The sequence below is a fragment of the Allobosea sp. ASV33 genome, assembly GCF_016428755.1.
Taxonomy (GTDB): domain Bacteria; phylum Pseudomonadota; class Alphaproteobacteria; order Rhizobiales; family Beijerinckiaceae; genus Allobosea.
On record NZ_JAELTI010000002.1, the window covers coordinates 100,211 to 120,650 of the forward strand.

Below are 20,440 nucleotides of genomic sequence, written 5' to 3' on the forward strand. Positions count from 1 at the left end.
TCAGGCACGAAATCGATCAAGCGCCGTTAGCCGCTGGGTCAGCGGTTCGGCATCCTCCCAGCAATAGATGTCGGACCTCAGATAACGTAGCTCCTCGTCATAGAGCTCCTCGTCGATTTCGATCCACCAAGCTCTGGGCCGTCCGTCGCTCCCATCCGACCAGCGATAGCCGCGGGTCTTGAGCTGGTCCTTCATGTCGAAGGGCGCGTTCTCGGCGAAGATGCGGACCCTGCTCTGCGCGCTCGATCGCAATAGCTCTGCGAACGGGCGCGTACCATTAGGCCCCGCTGGCCGTGCCAGCACCTCCAGGAGAGCGTGGCAGTCATCGGTTGCACGATGCCCTTCATGGAATAGTCCGGACTGACCGACGAGGTACCCGAGCTTGTTGCCTTCGAAGCCCAGGTCGGCCCACCTGATCTCGGTGACCGAGCATGCCCAGGCTTTCGACGCAAAGGTTGGCGAAAGCCCTTCGCAGAATGGGCGATCGAATGCGGCATTGTGCGCAATGACGAGGTCGGCCGGTTCAACGAGAGCGTCGAGCGCGGCGATATCGATGTAGCGGCCAGACACCATCTCGTCCGTGATGCCGGTCAGCCTGGTAATCTCTGCTGGGATTGGCGCCGATGGCTGACGCAAGCCGCTGTAGACCCCGATGACGTCCCCAATCATGCCCACATCGTTGTAGGTGAAGCTCACTGCGCCGATTTCGATGATCTCGTCCCGGGAATGAAACAGCCCGGTGGTTTCTGTATCCACCAGCACCGCGACGTTCGGGAACGCGCTTTGCTCCCGGGCAACGATCGGACGGGGTACCAGCTTCCGCAGAACCTTGAAGCGTCCAGTCTCCTCTAGTCTTTGGGCAAGCTCCTCATCATCGCTGGATGGCAACAGGACTTCGGACCGGCGTTTCCTGGGAGATGGTCGGGGCGTCTGCCGATAACCCGGCGCATCGTCGAAAAGGTCGATCTGGGTGGATGCCATCTTCATCCGGCGACCTTATCCGTTTTTTCGTCACCGACTGCCAGGAGTCGTCATCAGCAGAAATTGAGGAAGCCGCGACACGACGGGCTGATGTTCATCCCAACCACATGATCGCCGCTAGGTTGAGCACGATGATGGCGATGATCCCCGTGAGCACCGGCAAAACGAAGATGCCGTAGCCGGTGGCCGTCCCCTCGATCCATTTCGAGCGGAATTGGACGAAATGCTCGGATTTCGGCTTTCGGCGGTTCGGGGGCTTCGGCTCAGCGGCCATCGGTCGGCCCTCTCAGCAAGAAGAAACTTGAGAGGCCGTCTGGGCTACAAAGTTTTATAACGCCCGAAATTGTTGTCGCTGCAAGTAAAGCACGCAGGTTGCCCACACCAGAATCACCAAGCTCGTCCATAAATATACGAAATCACTAGTGAATATTTCGATTCGTGTATTTGGCGCTGAAGCGAAATTTTCCAACCCTGAAGGCCGTTTCACCCGAATCAATCCAGGCACCTCGGAGAGACCCTTCACCCACGTCTCCCCAGGAACGGTAGCCGGCGTCCGGCACCGAAGTCCCGACCGATCATAAAGTCCCCTCTGAAACATTTTCCGTCGCATTTGGAACAGTGAACCCGTATGGCCGATCCAATATTAGTCGACCAATTCAAAACGCCGGGCGCAAAGCCAGCCAGCGAATTGGCGAATTAAATCGCTGCCTGATGACACATTGGAAGTCGCTGATACGGCAACTTTCAATACGTAACTTTTTTGTCCGAATATAAAATCCAAGAATAACAATATTTGCAGAGGGGATTTCTGCAATGTCTCGCGTAGATGAACGGTCGACGGCTGGCAAGCCGTTGCCTGTACGGGAACATTTGCGCCTTCTCGTCGTCGGCGCCGGTCCGGCTGGCCTCGCTGCGGCGCTGGAAGCTGCTCGACGCGGCGTTGAAGTCGTATTGGTCGATGAACATCCCGTCGACAGCGCCCTGATGGGCCTCGACGTCCCTTTCCATTTCGGCCAGCGCATGAGCGGAGCGACCCGCAACAAGACGCGAATGATGGAAGCGATCGCGGCTTCCGATGAACGGATCGCGGACGCCTTCGAAGCCGGAGTTGACGTTCGTCTTGGCGTCTCCGCCTGGGGCCTGTTCTCCCCCAAGCCCGGCCTCCGTTGGCTGACCGGGCCGGTCGTCGGTCTCAGCGATGGCGAGAGCAGTTGGTACGCTTCCTTCGATGCCGCGATCCTCGCCACCGGGCGGCGGGACATCGGGCTGGCCTTCCCGGGCTGGGAACTGCCGGGCGTCATGGGTGTCACCGCAGCGCAGACGTTGCTGCAACGCTATGACGCGCTAGAGAGCCAGCGGATCGTCATCCTCGGCTCCGGTGCGGAAGCGACGAGCTTCGCCGAAGCAGCCGTCGCGGCAGGGCGGACCGTCGTCGCGATGGTCGAGGTCGCGGATGCTCTCCGCGACGCGAAGGGTTGCGCGAAGCTCGCGTCCCAGGGCGTGGCGGTCCTGACGGGAGCCATGGTCGCTCGCGCGGCTGGCGGATCGGACGGCGTCGAAGACGTGGAGCTGACCGGAACCGACGGCCGCCACCTTCCCTGCGACACGGTGGTGCTCGCCATCGGCACTGCGCCCGTGATCGAACTGTTCGACGTCGCCGGTGCCGAGATTGCTTTCATGAGTTCTCGCGGCGGTCACGTTCCGCTTACGGACACCGATGGGCGAACCTCCATCCCAGGCCTCTTCGCAGCCGGGGACTGCGCCGGGATTACCCAGGACAAGACCGCCGATCCCGCGATCGCGGCGGAGGAAGGTCGTCGCGCTGCCGCCGCGGCCTGCTCGGAGCTGGAGAGCGGCTCGCACGCTTCATGGCAGGCCCTGCCCGCCGATGGCACGGCAACCGACGATGTCGAAGCCAGCCGCTCGGCGTGGATCGAAGCGGCGATGACCGTCGCGGATACCGAAACGCACATCTGCCAGTGCGAGGAAGTCAGCATCCCCGATCTTCTCGGCGTTCGACCGCCGCATTACCTTCCGCGAGATCAAGCCCCCATGCTGGCGCGCGACCTCGCCTCTCTCGCCAACGACGGCCTCGTCCATCAGGACCAGATCAAGCGGCTGACCCGTGCGGGCATGGGACCTTGCCAAGGACGACGTTGCCGTGAACAGGTCAGCGCGGTGCTGGCACGGGCAACGGGGACGCCGCTCGCGAAGCTTCCGCTGCCGAGCTATCGCGCGCCGGTCCGACCGCTCCCGCTCTCCGCCTTCGCGGAGGATCTCGAACCCGGCGTTGTCAGCGACAACTGGGAGGGTTGGTTCGGCATATCCGGCCAATGGGACCCGTTCTGGACGCTTGCCGATGGCGCCAGCGCGGAGGAGCGCTCATGAACGCAACCGTCGGGACCAAGGGCGCCAGCGTCATCGTCATAGGTGGCGGCGTCACCGGCCTGAGTAGCGCCTGGTGGCTTGCCCGGGCGGGCGTCGACGTCATGGTCATCGAGAAGGGCATCGTCGGCTGGGGCGCCTCCGGACGAAACGGCGGCGGCGCGACGCACCATCAAAGCCCCCTCTTCCTCGAGGAGCAGCGGCTGTGGCCGCAGATGGATGAACTGCTCGGCTATCCGACCGAGTTCCAGCCGAAGCGCATCCGCATCGCTTTGAGCGATCAGCAGGTCGAGGAATTCAAGATCGGCGTCGAGAATACGCGCGGTCAGGGCTTTCCGGCCGAATGGCTCGACCCGAAGCAGGTCCGCGATCTCGTCCCCCTCGCCGGAAACAATGTCGTCGGCGGCGTCTATTACGAGCGAGGCGGCCACGCGAACCCGCAACGAACAGTGCAGGCCTATGCCTGGGCCTTGCAGGATCTCGGCGGACGCATCCTGCAACATACCGCGGTCACCGGCTTTCAACGCCGGGGCGGCAAGGTCGCCGCCGTCGAAACCAACGCGGGCGTCTTCTCCTGCGACACGCTGATCCTGGCGGCCGGGCCGCAGACCGGTCGGCTCTCGGCCCTGCTCGACAGCGAAGTCCCGGTCACCGCGGCACGGGCCGAGATGATCGTCACGGAACCGCTGCCGTTGATGCCGATCGGCGGTGTCGACGGCAATCATCTCTACGGCCGCCAGACCTTACGCGGGAATCTCGCCTATGGCGGCGGGCCGCATGAATGGCTTAGGCCGGAGGATGACGCGGTCGCTGCGCGCCCCTCGAGCCCGCTCGCCCGCAACGTCGCCAAGCGCCTCGCCGAACTCTTTCCGAAGGCCGCCCATATCCGCGTAATCCGTAGTTGGGCCGGGGTCATCGAAAACACGCCAGACGGCCGCCCCGTGATCGATCGGCTCCCGACCGCCGCGAACGCGATCGTCGCGACCATGTCGAGCGTGGGCTTCGGCCTGTCACCGGCAACGGGACGCGCGATCTCGCAGCTCGTGATCGACGGCCGGTGCGACTTCGCCGACCTGTCGAGCTTTCGCTTGTCGCGCTTCGGCAACCTGAGCCCGGACTGGCGCGAAGAGCGCGGCTGGCTTCCCCCTCAAACGGAAGATGACGATGCCCGCGCGGCCTGAACCGATCGCCGATCGCTATTCGGCCTGGCGCCTGCTGAAGGAGAGCTTCTCCGGCAATCAAGGCTGGAGACCCGCCTGGCGCAAGCCCGAGCCCAAGGCTTCCTATGACGTGATTATCGTCGGCGGCGGCGGCCACGGGCTGGCGACGGCGCATTACCTCGCCAGCGTTCACGGCATTACCAATGTCGCGGTGGTCGAGAAGGGGCCGATCGGCCTCGGCAATGGCGGGCGCAACACCACGATCGTGCGCTCGAATTACGGACTGCCGAGTAATACGCGCTTCTACGAGCACTCGCTGAAGCTCTGGGAGGGCCTCGAGCAGGACCTCAACTACAACGTCATGATGAGCCAGCGCGGCGTGCTCAACCTGTTCCATTCGGACTCGCAGCGCGATGCCGCCGCCAGGCGCGGCAACTCGATGCGGCTTCAGGGCGTCGACGCGGAACTGCTGGATCGAGACGGGGTGCGCGCATACGCGCCGTTCATCGAGATGGATAATCCGATGTTCCCGATCTTTGGCGGCCTGATGCAGCGGCGCGGAGGCACCGCACGGCACGACGCGGTGATCTGGGGGTTCGCCCGGGCAGCCGACCGACGCGGCGTCGATATCATCGAGCAGTGCGAGGTTACGGGCATCCGCCGCGAAGGCGGGCGCGTCACCGGCGTCGAGACCCCTCGGGGCTTCATCGGCGCCAAGAAGGTCGGCGTCGCCGTTGCCGGAAATACATCGCGCCTGGCGACGATGGCTGGCCTTAGCCTGCCGGTGGAATCGCACCTGCTCCAGGCCTTCGTCTCCGAGGCGATCAAGCCGATGATCGATGGCGTCGTGACCTTCGGCGCCGGGCACTTCTACATCAGCCAGTCGGACAAGGGTGGCCTCGTCTTCGGCGGCGACCTCGACGGCTACAATTCCTATTCCCAGCGCGGAAATCTTCCGGTGGTCGAGCACCTGCTGGGTGCGGCCGTCTCGATGATCCCTGCCCTGTCCCGTCTGCGGGTGCTGCGGCAATGGGCCGGCATCATGGACATGACGATGGATTCCTCTCCCTTCATCTGCAAGACGCCGATCGACGGCCTCTATTTCAACGGCGGCTGGTGCTACGGCGGCTTTAAGGCCACCCCGGGCTCAGGCTGGTGCTTCGCCCATACAATCGCGCGGGACGAACCCCACGCCTTCAACGCCGACCTGACGATCGACCGCTTCCGCGACGGCCGCATGATCGACGAACGGGGTGCCGGCCCCAACCCCTGGGCGCAGTGAGGCGGCGGCGGCAATGCATCTGATCCCCTGCCCCTATTGCGGCGAACGTCCCCAGGACGAGTTTCACTATCGCGGGGACGCGACGGTGAAGCGACCGGCCCCGGATTCCGGCGAACAGGCCTTCTACGACTACGTCTACACGCGGGCCAATCCGCGCGGCTGGCACGATGAATGGTGGCACCACTACGCGGGCTGCCGACAGTGGATCAAGGTTCGGCGAAACACGCTGACTCATGTCGTCGCGGCCTCGGCCGGACCTGCGGATGCGCTGCCGGAGGCGACGCCATGACTTCGAAGCGCTTGCCCTCCGGCGGATCCGTCGATCGCGCCCAGACAATCCGCTTCAGCTTCGACGGCCGTACCTTCACCGGCCACCCGGGCGACACCCTCGCCTCGGCCTTGCTCGCGAACGGCGTCAGGCTCGTCGGGAGGTCCTTCAAGTATCATCGGCCGCGCGGCATCATGACGGCTGGGTCGGAGGAACCGAACGCGCTCGTCGAGCTGCGGGATGGCGCGCGGCGCGAGCCGAACAGCAAGGCCACAGAGATCGAGCTGCACGACGGCCTTGTCAGCGCCAGCCAGAATCGCTGGCCCTCGCTCGCCTTCGACCTGATGGCGGTCAATGGGCTTGCCGGTTCTGTCTTCTCGGCCGGGTTCTACTACAAGACCTTCATGTGGCCGAAGAGCTTCTGGGAGAAGCTGTATGAGCCGCTGATCCGCCGCGCCGCCGGTCTCGGACGCGCGGCCTCGCAACCCGATCCCGATCACTACGAAGCGATGCACGCGCATTGCGACGTGCTCGTGGTCGGTTCGGGCGCGGCCGGTCTCACCGCGGCGCGCGCGGCCGGCGAAGCCGGAGCCCGCGTCATCCTCTGCGAACGCGACTTCCTTCTCGGCGGTGGCCTCCTCCTGTCACCCGCAGATGAATCCTGGCGGAAGGAGATGCTGGCGTCCCTGGAGAAACTGCCGAACGTCGAGATCCTGACCCGCACCAACGTGTTCGGCTATTACGACCACAACCTGCTGGGAGCCGTGGAGCGCGTCGCGGACCATAAGGTCCAGCCCGACCCGCATGAGGTTCGCCAGCGCTATCGGACATTCCGAGCGAAGCAGGTCGTGCTGGCCACCGGCGCGAGCGAGAGACTGATCGCGCTTCCCGGGAACGATCGCCCCGGCACGATGATGGCCGGAGCGGCGCTCACCTATCTTCGCCGCTTCGGCGTAGCGCCCGGCAGAAATGCCGTCGTCTTCACGAACAACGACAGCGCCTACGAAACCGCCCTCGCCCTTGCCGAGGCGAGGACCGGAAAGGTCACGCTCGTCGACGTCCGGGCGCAGAGCTCGCTCGCCGACGCACTGACTGCGCGCGGCATCAACGTCAGGCTCGGCTGCGAGGTCGCGTCCTTCGATGGCAAGACGGCGATGATCCGCCGTCGCGGCGGCGCCGGGGGCGAGAAGATCGTCGCCGACCTCCTCAGTCTCTCCGGAGGTTGGAACCCGAACGTTCAGCTTGCCAGCCAGTCCGGAGCGAAGCCCCGCTGGGACGCGACGCTGGCGAGCCATGTCTCCGGAGACCCGGTGCAGGCCGAACGGTCGGCGGGGGCGGCGAATGGCAGTTTCGGCATCGGAGCGGCCGCGCAGGAAGGCGCGAAGGCCGGGCGAGATGCGGCGGCAGCGGCCGGGTTCGAAAAGGCATCGGAGTTCGCCCTGCCCCAACCCGGTAAGGCCGAGCAGCCGATCGCGCCCTTCTGGGAGGTCAAGGCTCCCGGCAAGAGCTTCGTTGACCTGCAACACGACGTCACCGCCGCGGACATCAGGCTCGCTCATCGCGAGGGCTTCAGCCATGTCGAACACGCCAAGCGCTACACGACGCACGGCATGGCGACCGACCAGGGCAAGCTCGGCAGTCTGGTCGGGTCCGCGATCCTGGCCGAGGCGCGCGGGGAAACGGTCGACGCCGTCGGCGTGCCGACGCACCGGCCCTACACCATGCCGGTCGCCTTCGGAGCGCTGGCGGGTCATGCCTCGGGCGCGCACTTCCAGCCCGTCCGCCGCACGGCATTGCATGATTGGCACCTGCGAAACGGTGCCGCGATGCAGCCGACAGGGGCTTGGATGCGCCCCTTCTTCTATCCCAAGCCCGGCGAGACCGGCTGGGATCCGATCTTCCGCGAGGCGCGCGCCGTCCGGTCGTCCGTCGGAATCTGCGACGTCTCCACGCTCGGCAAGATCGACGTCCAGGGACCCGATGCCGCGACCTTCCTGGATCGCCTCTACATCAACACCTTCTCGACGCTAGCGGTCGGCAAATGCCGCTACGGTGTGATGCTCCGCGAGGACGGCATCGTCTTCGACGACGGCACCACATCCCGGCTGGCCGAGGATCACTTCCTGGTCACCACGACCACGGGCAACGCCGCGCCGGTGTTGGAACACATGGAGTTCCACGCGCAGACCGTCTGGCCCGAACTCGACGTCCAGTTCTGCTCGGTGACCGACCAGTGGGCGCAGATCGCCGTCGCCGGGCCGAAATCCCGCGAGACGCTCGCCACCGCCGTCGAGGGTCTCGACCTCTCCAATGAGGCCTTCCCTTTCATGGGCGTGGGCGAAGGCAAGATTGCCGGGGTCCCGGTCCGCCTGTTCCGGATCAGCTTCTCCGGCGAACTCGCCTACGAGATCGCGGTAACGTCCGGTCAGGCCGAGACCGTCTGGGAAGCGATCCTGGCAGCGGGCAAGCCGTTCGGCATCGTGCCGTACGGGCTCGAGGCCATGAGCCTGATGCGGGTCGAGAAGGGCCATGCCGCAGGCCCCGAGCTGAACGGGCAGACGACCGCCGCCGATCTCGGCATGGGCCGGATGATGAAGAAGAGTGGCGACGTGATCGGGCGCGTCCTCGCTGGTCGCCCGGGCCTGGCCGATCCCGGCCGCCCACGCCTCGTCGGCATCCGCCCGGTCGATACGAGCAAGCGCCTGCGCGGCGGCGCCCACATCGTGCGGGAGCCGAGCTCGGGAACCAGCATGGGTTGGGTCAGCAGCGTGACCCAGTCGATCGAGCACAATTGCTGGATCGGCCTGGCCCTCGTCGAGAACGGCGAGGTCCTGAAAAGCCAGCGGCTCTTCGCCGTCTCGCCGCTCCATGACGAGAGCGTCGAGGTGACAATCACCAGTCCCCATCATGTCGATCCGGAGAACGCTCGTGTCCGCGCCTGATCGCCGTTCGCGCTTCCCGATCTCCCGCTCGCTTTCCGGTGGGCGGAACGGAGGAGATGCCCTCACCATCACGGAGCAGCATGCTGCGCTGGTGCAGGTCACCGCACGCAAGGGGCGTCAGAACGACGTCTCCGCCACCCTCGGCCACACCTTTTCGATTGAGCTGCCCGCTTCCGGTCGCGTCGCCAGCGGTTCGGCCGGAACGGCGATCTGGGTCCAGCCCGGAAGCTGGCTGATCCGGGCATCGGGCGATCAGCGGGAGGACCTGGCGGCGCGTCTCCGCCAAGCCCTCGATGGCACCGCCGCGGTGGTCGATCAAAGCCATGGTCGAAGCGTGTTCGAGCTCAGCGGCAAGCATGCGCACGCGGTTCTCGCGCGCCTGTGCCGACTCGATCTGCACGATCGGGCGTTCCCGCTCGGGAGCAGTGCCTCGACCATCGTCGGCCATGTTTCCTGCCAGCTCTACCGAAACGAAGCGCCGGTCCCCTCATTCAGCCTGATCGTCGGCTCGACCTTCGCCGAATGGCTTCTCGACGAACTCCAAGGCGCGGCCGCCAGCGATGGCTGGAGATTCCAGCCCGCGCAGGGCGCCGCCGCATGATTTCTCCCACCGACCAGCACCGGAACAGCGCGCCATGACAGCTCATCGTTCCAATCGTCAGCTCGGCTTCGAGACGCGATCAATCCACGAGGGCTACGACCCGCTGTTGGAGCGCGGCGCGGTCTCGCCGCCGATCTACATGACGTCGACCTTCGCCTTCCCCAATGTGGCGGCGGCCGACGCGGTGGTCGCCGATGAGGCCGAGGGGTTCCTCTATGGACGCGAGCACAACCCGACGCAGCAATTGCTGGAACAGCGCGTTGCCTCGCTGGAAGGCGCGGAAGCCGGAGTCACGGCCGCATCCGGCATGGCGGCGATCAGCTCGCTCTTCCTGTCTCTGCTCTCGCCGGGCGACGAGATCATCGTCCACCGAACCCTCTACAACAACACGACGGCGCTGACGGGCGAGGGTCTGCCGCGCCTTGGGATCAATGTCGTCAAGGTCGACCTCTCGGATCCCTCCAACCTGACAGCGGCCGTCACGGAGAGAACCCGGCTCGTCTACTTCGAGACTCCGATCAACCCCACTGGAGAAGTGCTTGATATCGCCGCGATCTCGGCTCTGGCGCACCAGGCCGGATTGCGGGTCGTGGTCGACTCGACCTTCGCTTCACCCGCCTTGCAGCGGCCGCTGGAGCATGGCGCGGATATCGTCGTCCATTCACTGACCAAGTACATCAACGGCCACGGAGACCTGCTCGGGGGTATCGTGCTCGGCGATGCCGAGACCATGCACAAGGTGCGCGGGCTGGGTCTTCGTTATCTGACCGGCGCGACGCTCTCGCCGATGGCCTGCTTCCTCGTCCTGCGCGGTCTCAAGACGCTCAAGGTGCGGATGCGCCAGCATAGCGAGAATGCGCTCGCCGTAGCTCAGATGTTGGATGCCCACCCGGCCGTCCGCGTCGTTCGCTATCCCTTCCTCGAGAGCAGCCCCGGATATGCGATCGCCCGCAAACAGATGAGCGGCGGCAGCGGCATGATGTCGTTCGAACTGCACGCGGGCTACGACGGTGCGGTGCGGATGATGGACAGGCTGAAGCTGATCGCCCGCGCCGTCAGCCTGGGCGACGTCGAGTCGCTCATCATGCACCCGGGCGGTTTGTTGCAGGCGCGACGCAAGGTCTACCCCGAAGCCCAACTCGGCACCGGCGTGACCATGGACCTGATGCGCCTGTCTATCGGCCTTGAAGATGCCGACGACCTGATCGCCGACCTCGAACAAGCACTGAGCGGAGACTGAGCCATGAGCGGAGACGTCATCGGTTACGTCCTGCGCCGGATCCTGCATTCGATCCCGCTCGTCATCGGCGTCTCCATCATCGGCTTCGGCATCATGCACCTGGCGCCCGGCGGGCCGCTGGCGGTCTACACCTTGAATCCGACAATCACCGTCACGGATATCGAACGTCTCCGCGTCGCGCTCGGCCTCGATCAGCCCATCCACCTGCAATATCTGAGCTGGGCGAAAGCGATGCTGACGGGCTCCTGGGGAGTCACCTTCTTCGGCGGTCGTCCGGTTCTCGAAGTCATCCTCGAGCGTGTGCCGGCGACGATGATCCTGATGGGCACGTCTTTGGCGCTGGCCATCGTCATCGGCACGCTGATCGGCATCCTGGGCGCGGTCAAGCGCAGCTCGATCTTCGATTATCTGGCCACGACGGGCGCCATGCTCGCCTTGTCCTTTCCGACCTTCTGGTTCGGGCTGATGGCGATTTATGTCTTCGCGATCCAGCTCGGCTGGCTGCCGTCCGGCGGCATGTACGAGCTTGGCGAGGAGGGTAACCCCTGGGACTTGGCCCGCCACCTCGTATTGCCCGTGATGGTGCTGACGCTGGTCCTGCTGGCTACCTGGAGCCGCTATTCGCGCTCGAGCTTCCTCGATGTGATCCAGCAGGACTACATCCGTACCGCGCGGTCGAAGGGGCTCGGCGAGCGCCAAATTCTCTTCCGTCACGCTCTTCGCAACGCAGTGATCCCGCTCGTCGCTCTGCTCGGCGTGCAGTTGCCAACCCTGTTCTCCGGCGCCCTCGTCGCGGAGACGATCTTCAGTTGGCCTGGGATGGGGCGCCTCTTCGTCGATGCGCTCAATATGAAGGAATACCCCATCCTGATGGGGATGATCATGTTCACGGCGCTCTTCGTCATCGTCGGCAATCTGATCGCGGACGTCGCCATCGCGGCGATCGATCCGCGCGTGAAATTGGCCTGAGGACGCGGACATGGCTGACATCTCCGTTTCCGACGCCGTCCCGGCCCGTTCCTACGCACAGACGATCGCGCGGCGCTTCCTGTCCCATCGTCTCGCCGTCGCGGGCGCCATCATGGTCGTGCTGCTCTGCGCCTCAGCGCTGTTCGCGCAGCTCGTCTCGCCGCAGGATCCGATGCGGATCGACACCTCCCAGCGCTTTCTGCCGCCTTTCGTCTCGTGGAGCCATGTGCTGGGCACGGACGACCTTGGCCGCGACACGCTGAGCCGCCTGCTCTATGGCGGCCAGGTTTCGCTTGCGGTCGGCATCGTCGCGATGTTGACGACCATGGTTACGGGGACGCTGGTCGGGCTCGCGGCGGGCTATTACGGCGGGATCATCGACAACCTGCTGATGCGCCTAGTCGACACACTGCTCTGCTTCCCGCAGGTGTTCCTGCTGCTCGTCATTGCGGCGTTCGTGCCCCCGACCATCCTGTCGATCTCGCTGATCATCGGCCTGACCTCCTGGATGGAGGTGTCCCGCATCGTCAGGGCGCAGGTCTCATCCCTCAAGGAGATGGACTTCATCCAGGCCTCGCGCGGCTTCGGTGCCTCGAACTGGAGGATCATGCTGGTCGAGCTGCTGCCGAACATCATGGCGCCGGTGCTGGTCGCCGCGACGCTCAAGGTCGCGACGGCGGTGCTGATGGAGTCCTACATCAGCTTCCTCGGCTATGGCGTCCAGCCGCCGATGGCGAGTTGGGGCAACATGCTGACCAACGCCCAGGGCTACTTCGACACCGTGCCCTTCCTGGCGATCCTCCCGGGCGTCCTGATCACCTTCACCGTCATGAGCTTCAATTTCCTGGGCGATGGCCTCCGCGACGCCATCGACGCCCGGCTGAAGATCGATCCCTGAACCAAATTCCAACCAGAAAGAGGGGAATGCGCGATGCCTACTAAGTTCTCACCCACCCGCCGCACCGTGCTCAAGGGCGCCGCGGCATCCGGTCTGATCGTCCCGGTGACGGGCATCTATAGCCCCGCCATCGCGCAGAAGCGTGACCGCATCATTCTCGGCACCACCCAGGAGCCGGTGCAGTTCAATCCGCTGCTCTATGTGAATGCCGGTGCCGAGAATATCCCGGAAGCTTGCCTGTTCGACGCGCTCTGGGACGTCAATGAGAAGGGCGAGTTCATCCCCAATCTCGCCGCGCGCATCCCTTCGGTCGAGAACGGGGATATCTCAGCCGACGGAAAGGTTTGGCGCATCAACCTCAAGCGCGACGTCAAATGGAGCGACGGCCAACCCTTTACTGCCAAGGACGTCGAATTCACCTACCAGACCATCATCAATCCCAAGGTCGCAGTGCGCTCGCGCAGCGGTTTCGATCTGATCAAGAACTTCAAGGTCGCTGATCCACACACCGTCGAGATCGAGCTCGAACGGCCGTTCGTGCCCTTCATGTGGGCCTGGCAGAACATGCACATCGTGCCCCACCACCTGCTGTCGAAGGAGGAGAACATCAACACCTCCGGCTTCAACGCGCAGCCTATCGGAACCGGCCCCTACCTGCTCAAAACCCGCACAGCAGGTAGCCACATGGTCTACGAGGCCAACCCGAACTATCACCGCGGCGCGCCCAAGATCCGGCAGTTCATCCACAAATTCGTGCCCGATCAGCTTGTGGCCTATGGCCAGGCCAGGACGGGCGAGATCGACTACATCGGCGTGTCCGGGGTGCCGTTCGATCGGTGGACCGAGGCCGCCAAGCTCCCCGACCGGCACTTCTTCCCGCTCGCGCAGCCCTGGGTCCAGTTCGTCTACTTCAACTGCGGCAAGCCCCAGTTCAAGGATCCCAAGGTCCGCAAGGCCCTGTACGTCGCCCTCGAGATGCAGAAGGCGATCGATGACGTGTTCTTCGGTGCCTACAAGCGCACCCTATCCTATCTGCATACGACCCACTGGGCCTACAACCACGATCTCAAGGACTCCGGCCCCAATCCGCAGCTCGCGGCCAAGATGCTCGACGAAGCCGGCTGGAAGGTCGGAGCCGACGGCGTCCGCGAGAAGGACGGCGTCAAGATGAAGTTCTCGATGTCGACGACGGCCGGGTTCCCGGCGCGCCAAGCGACCCAAGCCATCTTTCAGCAGAACTGGAAGGCGATCGGCGTCGAGATGGAGATCAAGAACATGCCCGCCTCGGTCGTCTGGGGCGAGTACACGACCAAGTCGCAGTTCGACACGCTCCTCGTGTCGTGGGAGCCGACCGTCGGTATGGATCCCGACTACACCGCCCGCGCGCACTCCAAGATGATCCCGGCGAAGACCGGCAGCGGCTCGAACTACACCCAGTACGAGAACGCCGAGGTCGACCGGCTGCTCGAGGAGGGTGTCCGCCAGACCAGCGTGGACGAACGCAAGAAGACCTATGCCCGCATCCAGGAGATCCTGCTGGAGGAAGTCCCGTTCGGACCGCAGGGCGGCGTCTATCAGGGCCAGATGACGCACAAGGCGCTGCAAGGCATCAAGCCGAACCAGTACGTGGTCGACGCCGCCTGGAACGTCCACGAGTGGTCTTGGGGCTGATATCGACCCCTAAGAGTCGCTGGGCTTCCCGCGAAGCCCAGCGCGCCTTTGGGCAGCGAGCGCCGCTTTTCCCGGGCGAGCTAGCTGAGGCGCGCAGAGCGAGCCTCTGACATCCGACTGGAGGCGATCACCCAACCGGCCACTTCGGCTGGATCGCCTTCCCATGTCCAAGAACCTTCCGGGCGGGCTCATCATCCGAGCGTTGTCCGCAACTTAAGAGAAATCGCGATGCCGACCGATCAACATGTCCTGACCTTGTCATGCCGGAACCGCCCCGGAATCGTGGCGGCGGTATCGCGTTGCCTGTTCGATCACGGCGGAAACATCCTCGGCGCCAATCAGTTCGACGACGTCGAAACCGACAAGTTCTTCATGAGGGTCGTATTCAATTTCTCCGGCGAAGGATCGCTGGGCGGGTTCTCGCGGGAGTTCTCGGAGGTCGCCGATAGCTTCGGAATGACATGGAGCGCGCGGCGGCGCGATGAACGTCAGCGGTTGCTCCTGCTCGTGTCGCGCTTCGATCACTGCCTCGTCGACTTGCTCTATCGTTGGCGTATCGGCGAACTCCCGATGGACATTGCCGGGGTCGTCTCAAACTATCCGCGCGAAACCTTTCCCGATCTGGATTTCGGCGAGATTCCGTTCCACCACTTCCCCATCACCAAGGAGACCAAGCCGGAGCAGGAGGCGCGCATCTGGGCGCTGGTCGAGCAGGAACGCGTCGATCTCGTCATCCTCGCTCGCTACATGCAGGTCCTTTCGGACGAACTCAGCGCGCGCTTGAGCCATCGATGCATCAATATCCACCATTCGTTCCTGCCGGGGTTCAAGGGAGCGAAACCGTATCACCAAGCCCATACCCGGGGCGTGAAGCTGATCGGGGCCACCGCGCACTATGTCACCGCCGACCTCGATGAAGGGCCGATCATCGAACAGGACGTCGAGCGCATTTCGCATAACGACACCCCCGAGGACCTAGTCCGCAAGGGGCGCGATATCGAGCGCCGCGTGCTCGCTCGAGCCGTGGCTTGGCACCTGGACGGGCGCGTTCTTGCCAACGGCAGCAAGACCATTGTCTTCCGCGATTGAGTGGCGGCCCGACCGATGCAGACGTCCATCGCCGCGTGCGCTGGAGATTGATTAAGTGGCCCGCCGGTCGTCAACGAATACTGACCCGGTCGACGAGAAAGATGGCACTGCCCGGCCGCCCTCTTCCGATCCGGGCCAAATCGGCGATGAACAGGACAATTGGACATCGCCATTGACCTTCGACGCCGTGCCCGGCCCAAATGGGCCGGGCGGGCCGCTTCCCGCCGGACATTCGCCCAATGCGGTTCTCGGGTGCCCAGTGGCCACGACGTTCGGATTTCTCGTAAACGACGGTTTCCCGTTGCTTTCCTTGGCATCGTCGGTCGAGTCACTTCGGGCCGCGAACGCGGTGACGGGGAAGGAGCTGTACCGATGGTGCTTCCTGACGACGAGCGGCCGCGACACGCTGTCGTCATGCCGGATGCTCGTGCGACCGGACAACGACAGCTTCGAGGCGGTATCGGTCGACATCATGGTCGTATGCGCTGGCGATAGTGCAATCCATTTTCATGACGATCGGATATTCGCATTCCTCCGACGGCTCTCTCGGAAAGGCGTGCGGATTGGGGGTCTGTCGGGTGGCACCTTCGTTCTAGCTAGGGCCGGTCTCCTGGAAGGAAAGCGCTGCACCGCTCACTGGGATCATGTTCCGGCCCTGCGCGAGCAGTTTCCCAAACTCAAGTTGAAGCAGACGCTCTTCGAATTCGACGGACAGTGCTTCACATGCGCCGGCGGCAACGCGGCATTGGACATGATGAATGCCTTGATCGCCACCGACCATGGTCCAGCGGTGGCCCGCAATGCCAGCGAATGGTTGATCCAAACTCAAATCCGGCAGGCCGAAGACCATCAGAGAATGACCGTCCGTCAGAGGTTCGGACTTTTCCATCCGTTGCTCATAAAGGCACTGGACCGCATCGAGGCCACGGTCGACGAGCCCATTGAACGCGAAGCACTGGCGGATGCCGTGGGATTGTCACTGAGGCAGTTGGAGCGGCTTTTTGCGACGCATCTCCACATGACCATCCACCAGTACATTGTGAAGCTGAGGATCGAAAGAGCGAAGATACTCATTCGACAGACGTCCCTGCCGCTCGGCGAGATCGCGATTGCGTCGGGCTTCTCGAACTTCAGCCACTTCTCAAAGGTCTATAAGCGCCAAATCGGGGTGTCTCCACGAGATACTCGCGCCAACGAGAAAGCCAGTCCGGTTCGCGCTTGACCACGCGATAGCGTCACGACTGCTTCGCGCTAAGGTCCAAAACGACTCCTTTGGCGCCGGCCACATCAACGAAGCGGACGCCTTCAGCATCGAGTACGCCGAGTACTGCATCGCGAACCCGGGCCTGCGGGCGGCGGACGTCACCTTCGAATTCCGCAAGCGTCTGCCGCCGGATACTCGCTCGTTCGGCAAGCTCCGCCTGCCCCCATCCGAGAAGGCCCCGCGCACCAACTACCAATCGGCCGGTAACCATGTCGCGCATTATGATTCGCACATTTTGTTCGAAATCGGCATTGAGCTCTCGTGGCCTCGAGGGCGCTTGATCACCCGGCATCACGCCCCTCCTCCGCCGCAACCATTCGAACGGTCCGCGAAGGGATTCGCGGGTTCTTGAAACCAACGTCCGAAAACCATTTCGGATGAAGGCGGAGCACTGTCATGAACGTTACGATATCGAGAATAACCGATCTCCCGACGCCTCTTGATAACTTTCGACGGCAACATTGCCTGGATGACATCCTTGATGCTCGGCTAGTCGCTGATCGAAGAGTAGTGGATTTCCATGGAAGCAGCAGACAGGATTCAATCCTTCAGTCCTCCGATGCTCCGCCGGGTTCGGTCATCAGGATCGCCCGGTTACCGGATCGGATTCTCCAGATCGTTGCAATCTCCGATGGCTTCAACCACCAACGTCTCGGCCGAAGATTGCGACGACACTCGCCGGGCGCAAACATTCTCGTCGTCAGCGAACTCTGGCTCCGTCGGCGCCCTCATCTCGATGTCTCCGAACTCATCGTCGCGAGCGCTCGATACCCCGTTTCGCCGCTCGCCCACCTTCATCTCGCAGAGCACCTGACAGATCATGGCGGCAGCGCTCCCCTGATCGATTGCGCAGCCCTCATGACGCAAGCCGAAGATCCGGTTCGGGCGGTACTGGCAGTTGCTGCATCGAAGGCCATATCGATCGACATCTCCCGCCCGCTGGGACCCTATACCAAGGTCACAATCTCGTCCGCGCGGTGAAGCGCAGTCCACGAGGCGGCTCTGACCCGCCAAGCGATTTCATATTTGCACATCTGAAAATGATCGCAACGGTTTGGCACTCCCTGACCGCGCGATGGAGCACGCCGATGATCTACCCCCACCCTGACCTCCGTCCCGTTCCCGAACTGGCACCCGAAATCGAAAAGCTGAGGCACCTCGTACGCGATCTCGACCGGATACGGATGGGCAAACACCCGGGGGTCCGGGAGCTTGGCGGGGCACCCACGATCACGGACTGGTCCCCCGCGGAGCGGCGTGAGGTCGCCCTGGTCGGCCGGGTCCACGGCCATCCCACGATCGAAGATGGCCGCCAGGCAGGCACTTCCATCCTCTTCTTCCTGGCCCCGGAACTCGGCTACGCGCGGACTCTCAGCCGCTTCTACAAGCTCGGCGATCGCTTCCAGCTCTCGGACCGATGGGATTTCCGATGATCTCGCGCAGATCGCTGGACAGCCGGTATCGAGACGCCAGTGCGGTTCTGGCTCGATCGCTGATTACCCGTGCCCTGCGCCGCGCAGACCTTCGGCATTTCCTGCTAGGTCAGCCGGGCATCGTCGGGGTCATTGTTCCCGAGGTCGACGCCGAGAGTTACGTCAGCACCGCCACCTTGATGCTTAAGCCGCGAGGCACCGCTTACGACGGCGATGTCGAAGTCATTCATTTTGACGGCGTGCCTCCGAAACGTGGTTTCCGGACGCAAGCCGAGACATTCAAGGATGTATTGCCGAAATCTGACAGGATCATCGGTGTAGCGTCCAGAGAGAGCGATATCCCGGACGCGTTCCGGCGAATTGCCGACGCGATCGTGGTGGTCGACCCCGTCGATATCACGGCCTTGCAAGGTGTCTGCGCAACCCTGCTCGGTCGCATTCCTTCCGATGCCGAGCTCGCACCCGCGATCGGCGCTCCACTGCACATTCTCGGTGCAGCGATCAAGCGCGGGCGTAACGCCGGTTGGGCCCTCCGGAGATTGCGCGGGTTCGTGGCCGCCGCGTCCACTCCCAACCCGACACCGAACATATCACGAGCCGGACCGATGCTGTCAGAACTCCACGGCTATGGAGCGGCACGAGAATGGGGACATGCGCTCGCGGCCGATCTTGCCGACTATCGCGCGGGAGTGATTTCTTGGGCCGAAGTGGACCGAGGCATAGTCCTCGTCGGTGCACCGGGTGTCGGCAAGACAATCTTCGGCTTTGCGTTGGGACGCACCTGCAATGTTCCGGTTTTCGCGCACTCGCTCGCCCAATGGCAGGCGACCGGATACCTCAACGACGTCATCAAGGCGATGCGGGCAGCGTTCGCCGAAGCGCTTCGGAATGCTCCAAGCCTTCTGATCGTCGATGAACTCGACTCATTCGGAGATCGCGAACGGCTTTCGGGGCACAGCGAAAACTACTGTCGCGAAGTGATCAACGCGTTTCTCGAGTGTCTCGACGGAGGGCACTCACGTGAAGGTGTCGTGGTGATCGGGACGACGAACCTAATCGAGAAGGTCGATCGCGCGATCCTTCGGCCGGGTCGGCTCGAAAGGCAGGTCAACATCCCCCTGCCGGATGCTCTCGCTCGCGAGGGCATTCTTCGCCATCACCTCCGCGGGGACCTTCCCGACGCGGACTTGCTCGATGTCTCGGAACGACTGGAGGGAACATCGGGCGCGGGTATTGAGCAACTCGTTCGCGACGCCCGACGGCGAGCTCGCTCCGAGCTACGCCCCCTAATCACGGATGACCTCGTCGCCAGCCTGCCCGCTCGAGTTCGCCTGTCCGAGGCGGCGTTTCGAAGAGCATGCATTCACGAGGCCGGCCACGCCGTGGCGGGACATGTCCTTCGCCAGGAATCTTCGTCCACGCCGGTGGAGGCCAAGGTTTTCCGGGAGGTCCGCGACGGTGCCTGCGGGCGAACGAACTTCGATAATGAATTCGGCGCTGAACGCACGAAGGCCTTCCACCTTGCCCGGATCACCGTCCTTCTGGCGGGATTGGCGGCGGAGCAAATCGTTCTGGGCGAGCACGGAGACGGAGGTGGCGGAGAGGAGCCGTCCGATCTCCACTCAGCCACCATGCTGGCAGCCAGCCTGGACCTCTCCTATGGCCTCGGCCAAGGCCTCGCCTACCTCTCCTCGCGCAAGGAAGAGGCGCTCGCGGCCTGGCTGCGGGGCGATCCTCAGCTCCGGCGGCGCGTCGAGGCCGACCTCGATGTGTGCTTCCGGCGCGCCCAGGATGTCCTGACCAAACACCGCCGCGGAGTCGAGGAGATTGCAACCGCCCTCGCCGCTCTCGGAAGCATTGGGCGCGAGGACATTGCTCGCATCGTGGATCAGCGATCCACGGAGCTGTGTCCCGAGAATTGTCGGATTGACGTCAACTCATGCGCAACCATGAGCCGGAGCGCTCGGCAATGAAACCTTCCGTTTCGAAGGCTCATGATATACGAGCGCCCTCCCTCGCACCGTTTCCGTCGCCTGAAGGACTCAATCCCTTCTGCGGAGTTCGCGAGGTAGACGTCATCCGTATCGCTCCACAACGGAACGAACGCAGCCAGGGGAGGCATGAAGATGATCGCATTCACCTGCCCCAACTCCGGACACTCCCGCGCCTCCGCGCACCTCCACCGCATATCGGCCTGACACCACCGGACCACGGTCCGTCTCGTCAGCCCCATCGCAGGCGCCTGCCTGCGGCGGTC

The 20,440-nt window shown here is 63.8% G+C and carries 18 protein-coding genes; 15 read left to right on the forward strand and 3 right to left on the reverse strand.

Annotation, left to right across the window (positions count from 1 at the left end; all coding sequences use genetic code 11):
- The 3 genes from JHD80_RS01150 to JHD80_RS28540 form a co-directional block, all read right to left on the reverse strand.
- A complete protein-coding gene (locus tag JHD80_RS01150) occupies positions 1 to 981 on the reverse strand; it encodes a 3'-5' exonuclease (protein ID WP_465246488.1) in 981 nt (326 codons plus the stop codon).
- Positions 982 to 1,075: 94 nt separating this feature from the next.
- Positions 1,076 to 1,255 carry a hypothetical protein gene (locus JHD80_RS01155; protein ID WP_199084533.1) on the reverse strand — a complete coding sequence of 60 codons (180 nt, stop codon included), beginning with the start codon at positions 1,253 to 1,255 and terminating at the stop codon, positions 1,076 to 1,078.
- A gap of 470 nt (positions 1,256 to 1,725) precedes the next feature.
- Entirely contained in the window at positions 1,726 to 1,989 is a 264-nt protein-coding gene (locus JHD80_RS28540) for a hypothetical protein (RefSeq protein ID WP_248311332.1), read from the reverse strand.
- Here JHD80_RS28540 and JHD80_RS01160 point away from each other — a divergent pair.
- The 15 genes from JHD80_RS01160 (at position 1,900) to JHD80_RS01230 (ending at position 20,156) form a co-directional block, all read left to right on the forward strand.
- Positions 1,900 to 3,369, forward strand: a complete 1,470-nt coding sequence (locus JHD80_RS01160) for an FAD-dependent oxidoreductase (RefSeq protein WP_248311330.1) — start codon at positions 1,900 to 1,902, stop codon at positions 3,367 to 3,369. The genes JHD80_RS28540 and JHD80_RS01160 overlap by 90 nt on opposite strands.
- Entirely contained in the window at positions 3,366 to 4,547 is a 1,182-nt protein-coding gene (locus tag JHD80_RS01165; RefSeq protein ID WP_199084535.1) for an NAD(P)/FAD-dependent oxidoreductase, read from the forward strand. Before JHD80_RS01160 ends, JHD80_RS01165 begins: the two co-directional genes overlap by 4 nt.
- Positions 4,531 to 5,808 carry a sarcosine oxidase subunit beta family protein gene (locus JHD80_RS01170; protein ID WP_199084536.1) on the forward strand — a complete coding sequence of 426 codons (1,278 nt, stop codon included), beginning with the start codon at positions 4,531 to 4,533 and terminating at the stop codon, positions 5,806 to 5,808. The genes JHD80_RS01165 and JHD80_RS01170 overlap by 17 nt, the downstream gene beginning before the upstream one ends.
- 13 nt (positions 5,809 to 5,821) lie before the next feature.
- A complete protein-coding gene (locus tag JHD80_RS01175; protein ID WP_199084537.1) occupies positions 5,822 to 6,097 on the forward strand; it encodes a sarcosine oxidase subunit delta in 276 nt (91 codons plus the stop codon).
- Entirely contained in the window at positions 6,094 to 9,018 is a 2,925-nt protein-coding gene (locus JHD80_RS01180; protein ID WP_199084538.1) for a sarcosine oxidase subunit alpha family protein, read from the forward strand. Before JHD80_RS01175 ends, JHD80_RS01180 begins: the two co-directional genes overlap by 4 nt.
- The gene (locus tag JHD80_RS01185; protein ID WP_199084539.1) at positions 9,005 to 9,619 is read left to right on the forward strand and encodes a sarcosine oxidase subunit gamma family protein; all 615 of its coding nucleotides are present in this window, start codon (positions 9,005 to 9,007) and stop codon (positions 9,617 to 9,619) included. The genes JHD80_RS01180 and JHD80_RS01185 overlap by 14 nt, the downstream gene beginning before the upstream one ends.
- A gap of 34 nt (positions 9,620 to 9,653) precedes the next feature.
- Positions 9,654 to 10,859, forward strand: a complete 1,206-nt coding sequence (locus JHD80_RS01190; protein ID WP_199084540.1) for a trans-sulfuration enzyme family protein — start codon at positions 9,654 to 9,656, stop codon at positions 10,857 to 10,859.
- 3 nt (positions 10,860 to 10,862) lie between these two features.
- Positions 10,863 to 11,828, forward strand: a complete 966-nt coding sequence (locus tag JHD80_RS01195) for an ABC transporter permease (protein ID WP_199084541.1) — start codon at positions 10,863 to 10,865, stop codon at positions 11,826 to 11,828.
- A gap of 10 nt (positions 11,829 to 11,838) precedes the next feature.
- Positions 11,839 to 12,726 (forward strand): ABC transporter permease, encoded by an 888-nt coding sequence (locus JHD80_RS01200; RefSeq protein ID WP_199084542.1) that lies wholly within the window; start codon positions 11,839 to 11,841, stop codon positions 12,724 to 12,726.
- Between the two features lie 33 nt (positions 12,727 to 12,759).
- Positions 12,760 to 14,397 carry a peptide ABC transporter substrate-binding protein gene (locus JHD80_RS01205; protein ID WP_199084543.1) on the forward strand — a complete coding sequence of 546 codons (1,638 nt, stop codon included), beginning with the start codon at positions 12,760 to 12,762 and terminating at the stop codon, positions 14,395 to 14,397.
- A 228-nt stretch (positions 14,398 to 14,625) separates the two neighbouring features.
- Entirely contained in the window at positions 14,626 to 15,486 is an 861-nt protein-coding gene (gene purU / locus JHD80_RS01210) for a formyltetrahydrofolate deformylase (RefSeq protein ID WP_199084544.1), read from the forward strand.
- A gap of 55 nt (positions 15,487 to 15,541) precedes the next feature.
- Complete coding sequence (locus JHD80_RS28545) at positions 15,542 to 16,708, forward strand: helix-turn-helix domain-containing protein (protein ID WP_199084545.1); 1,167 nt, start codon at positions 15,542 to 15,544, stop codon at positions 16,706 to 16,708.
- A 438-nt stretch (positions 16,709 to 17,146) separates the two neighbouring features.
- Complete coding sequence (locus tag JHD80_RS01220; RefSeq protein ID WP_199084546.1) at positions 17,147 to 17,731, forward strand: hypothetical protein; 585 nt, start codon at positions 17,147 to 17,149, stop codon at positions 17,729 to 17,731.
- Positions 17,732 to 17,838: 107 nt separating this feature from the next.
- Positions 17,839 to 18,183 carry a DUF6634 family protein gene (locus tag JHD80_RS01225; RefSeq protein WP_199084547.1) on the forward strand — a complete coding sequence of 115 codons (345 nt, stop codon included), beginning with the start codon at positions 17,839 to 17,841 and terminating at the stop codon, positions 18,181 to 18,183.
- Positions 18,180 to 20,156, forward strand: coding sequence for an AAA family ATPase (locus JHD80_RS01230; RefSeq protein ID WP_199084548.1), 1,977 nt, complete (start codon positions 18,180 to 18,182; stop codon positions 20,154 to 20,156). The genes JHD80_RS01225 and JHD80_RS01230 overlap by 4 nt, the downstream gene beginning before the upstream one ends.
- The last annotated feature ends 284 nt before the right edge of the window (positions 20,157 to 20,440 follow it).

What these genes read in the sequence shown, in the direction of transcription:
- JHD80_RS01175 (WP_199084537.1), top strand. Translation starts at nt 5,822, where the DNA reads ATGCATCTGATCCCCTGCCCCTATTGCGGCGAACGTCCCCAGGACGAG.
- JHD80_RS01205 (WP_199084543.1), top strand. Translation starts at nt 12,760, where the DNA reads ATGCCTACTAAGTTCTCACCCACCCGCCGCACCGTGCTCAAGGGCGCC.
- purU (WP_199084544.1), top strand. Translation starts at nt 14,626, where the DNA reads ATGCCGACCGATCAACATGTCCTGACCTTGTCATGCCGGAACCGCCCC.
- JHD80_RS01225 (WP_199084547.1), top strand. Translation starts at nt 17,839, where the DNA reads ATGATCTACCCCCACCCTGACCTCCGTCCCGTTCCCGAACTGGCACCC.
- JHD80_RS01150 (WP_465246488.1), bottom strand. Translation starts at nt 981, where the DNA reads ATGGCATCCACCCAGATCGACCTTTTCGACGATGCGCCGGGTTATCGG.
- JHD80_RS01220 (WP_199084546.1), top strand. Translation starts at nt 17,147, where the DNA reads ATGAACGTTACGATATCGAGAATAACCGATCTCCCGACGCCTCTTGAT.
- JHD80_RS01190 (WP_199084540.1), top strand. Translation starts at nt 9,654, where the DNA reads ATGACAGCTCATCGTTCCAATCGTCAGCTCGGCTTCGAGACGCGATCA.
- JHD80_RS01200 (WP_199084542.1), top strand. Translation starts at nt 11,839, where the DNA reads ATGGCTGACATCTCCGTTTCCGACGCCGTCCCGGCCCGTTCCTACGCA.
- JHD80_RS01170 (WP_199084536.1), top strand. Translation starts at nt 4,531, where the DNA reads ATGCCCGCGCGGCCTGAACCGATCGCCGATCGCTATTCGGCCTGGCGC.
- JHD80_RS01195 (WP_199084541.1), top strand. Translation starts at nt 10,863, where the DNA reads ATGAGCGGAGACGTCATCGGTTACGTCCTGCGCCGGATCCTGCATTCG.
- JHD80_RS01155 (WP_199084533.1), bottom strand. Translation starts at nt 1,255, where the DNA reads ATGGCCGCTGAGCCGAAGCCCCCGAACCGCCGAAAGCCGAAATCCGAG.
- JHD80_RS01230 (WP_199084548.1), top strand. Translation starts at nt 18,180, where the DNA reads ATGATCTCGCGCAGATCGCTGGACAGCCGGTATCGAGACGCCAGTGCG.
- JHD80_RS01180 (WP_199084538.1), top strand. Translation starts at nt 6,094, where the DNA reads ATGACTTCGAAGCGCTTGCCCTCCGGCGGATCCGTCGATCGCGCCCAG.
- JHD80_RS01165 (WP_199084535.1), top strand. Translation starts at nt 3,366, where the DNA reads ATGAACGCAACCGTCGGGACCAAGGGCGCCAGCGTCATCGTCATAGGT.
- JHD80_RS28540 (WP_248311332.1), bottom strand. Translation starts at nt 1,989, where the DNA reads ATGGAAAGGGACGTCGAGGCCCATCAGGGCGCTGTCGACGGGATGTTC.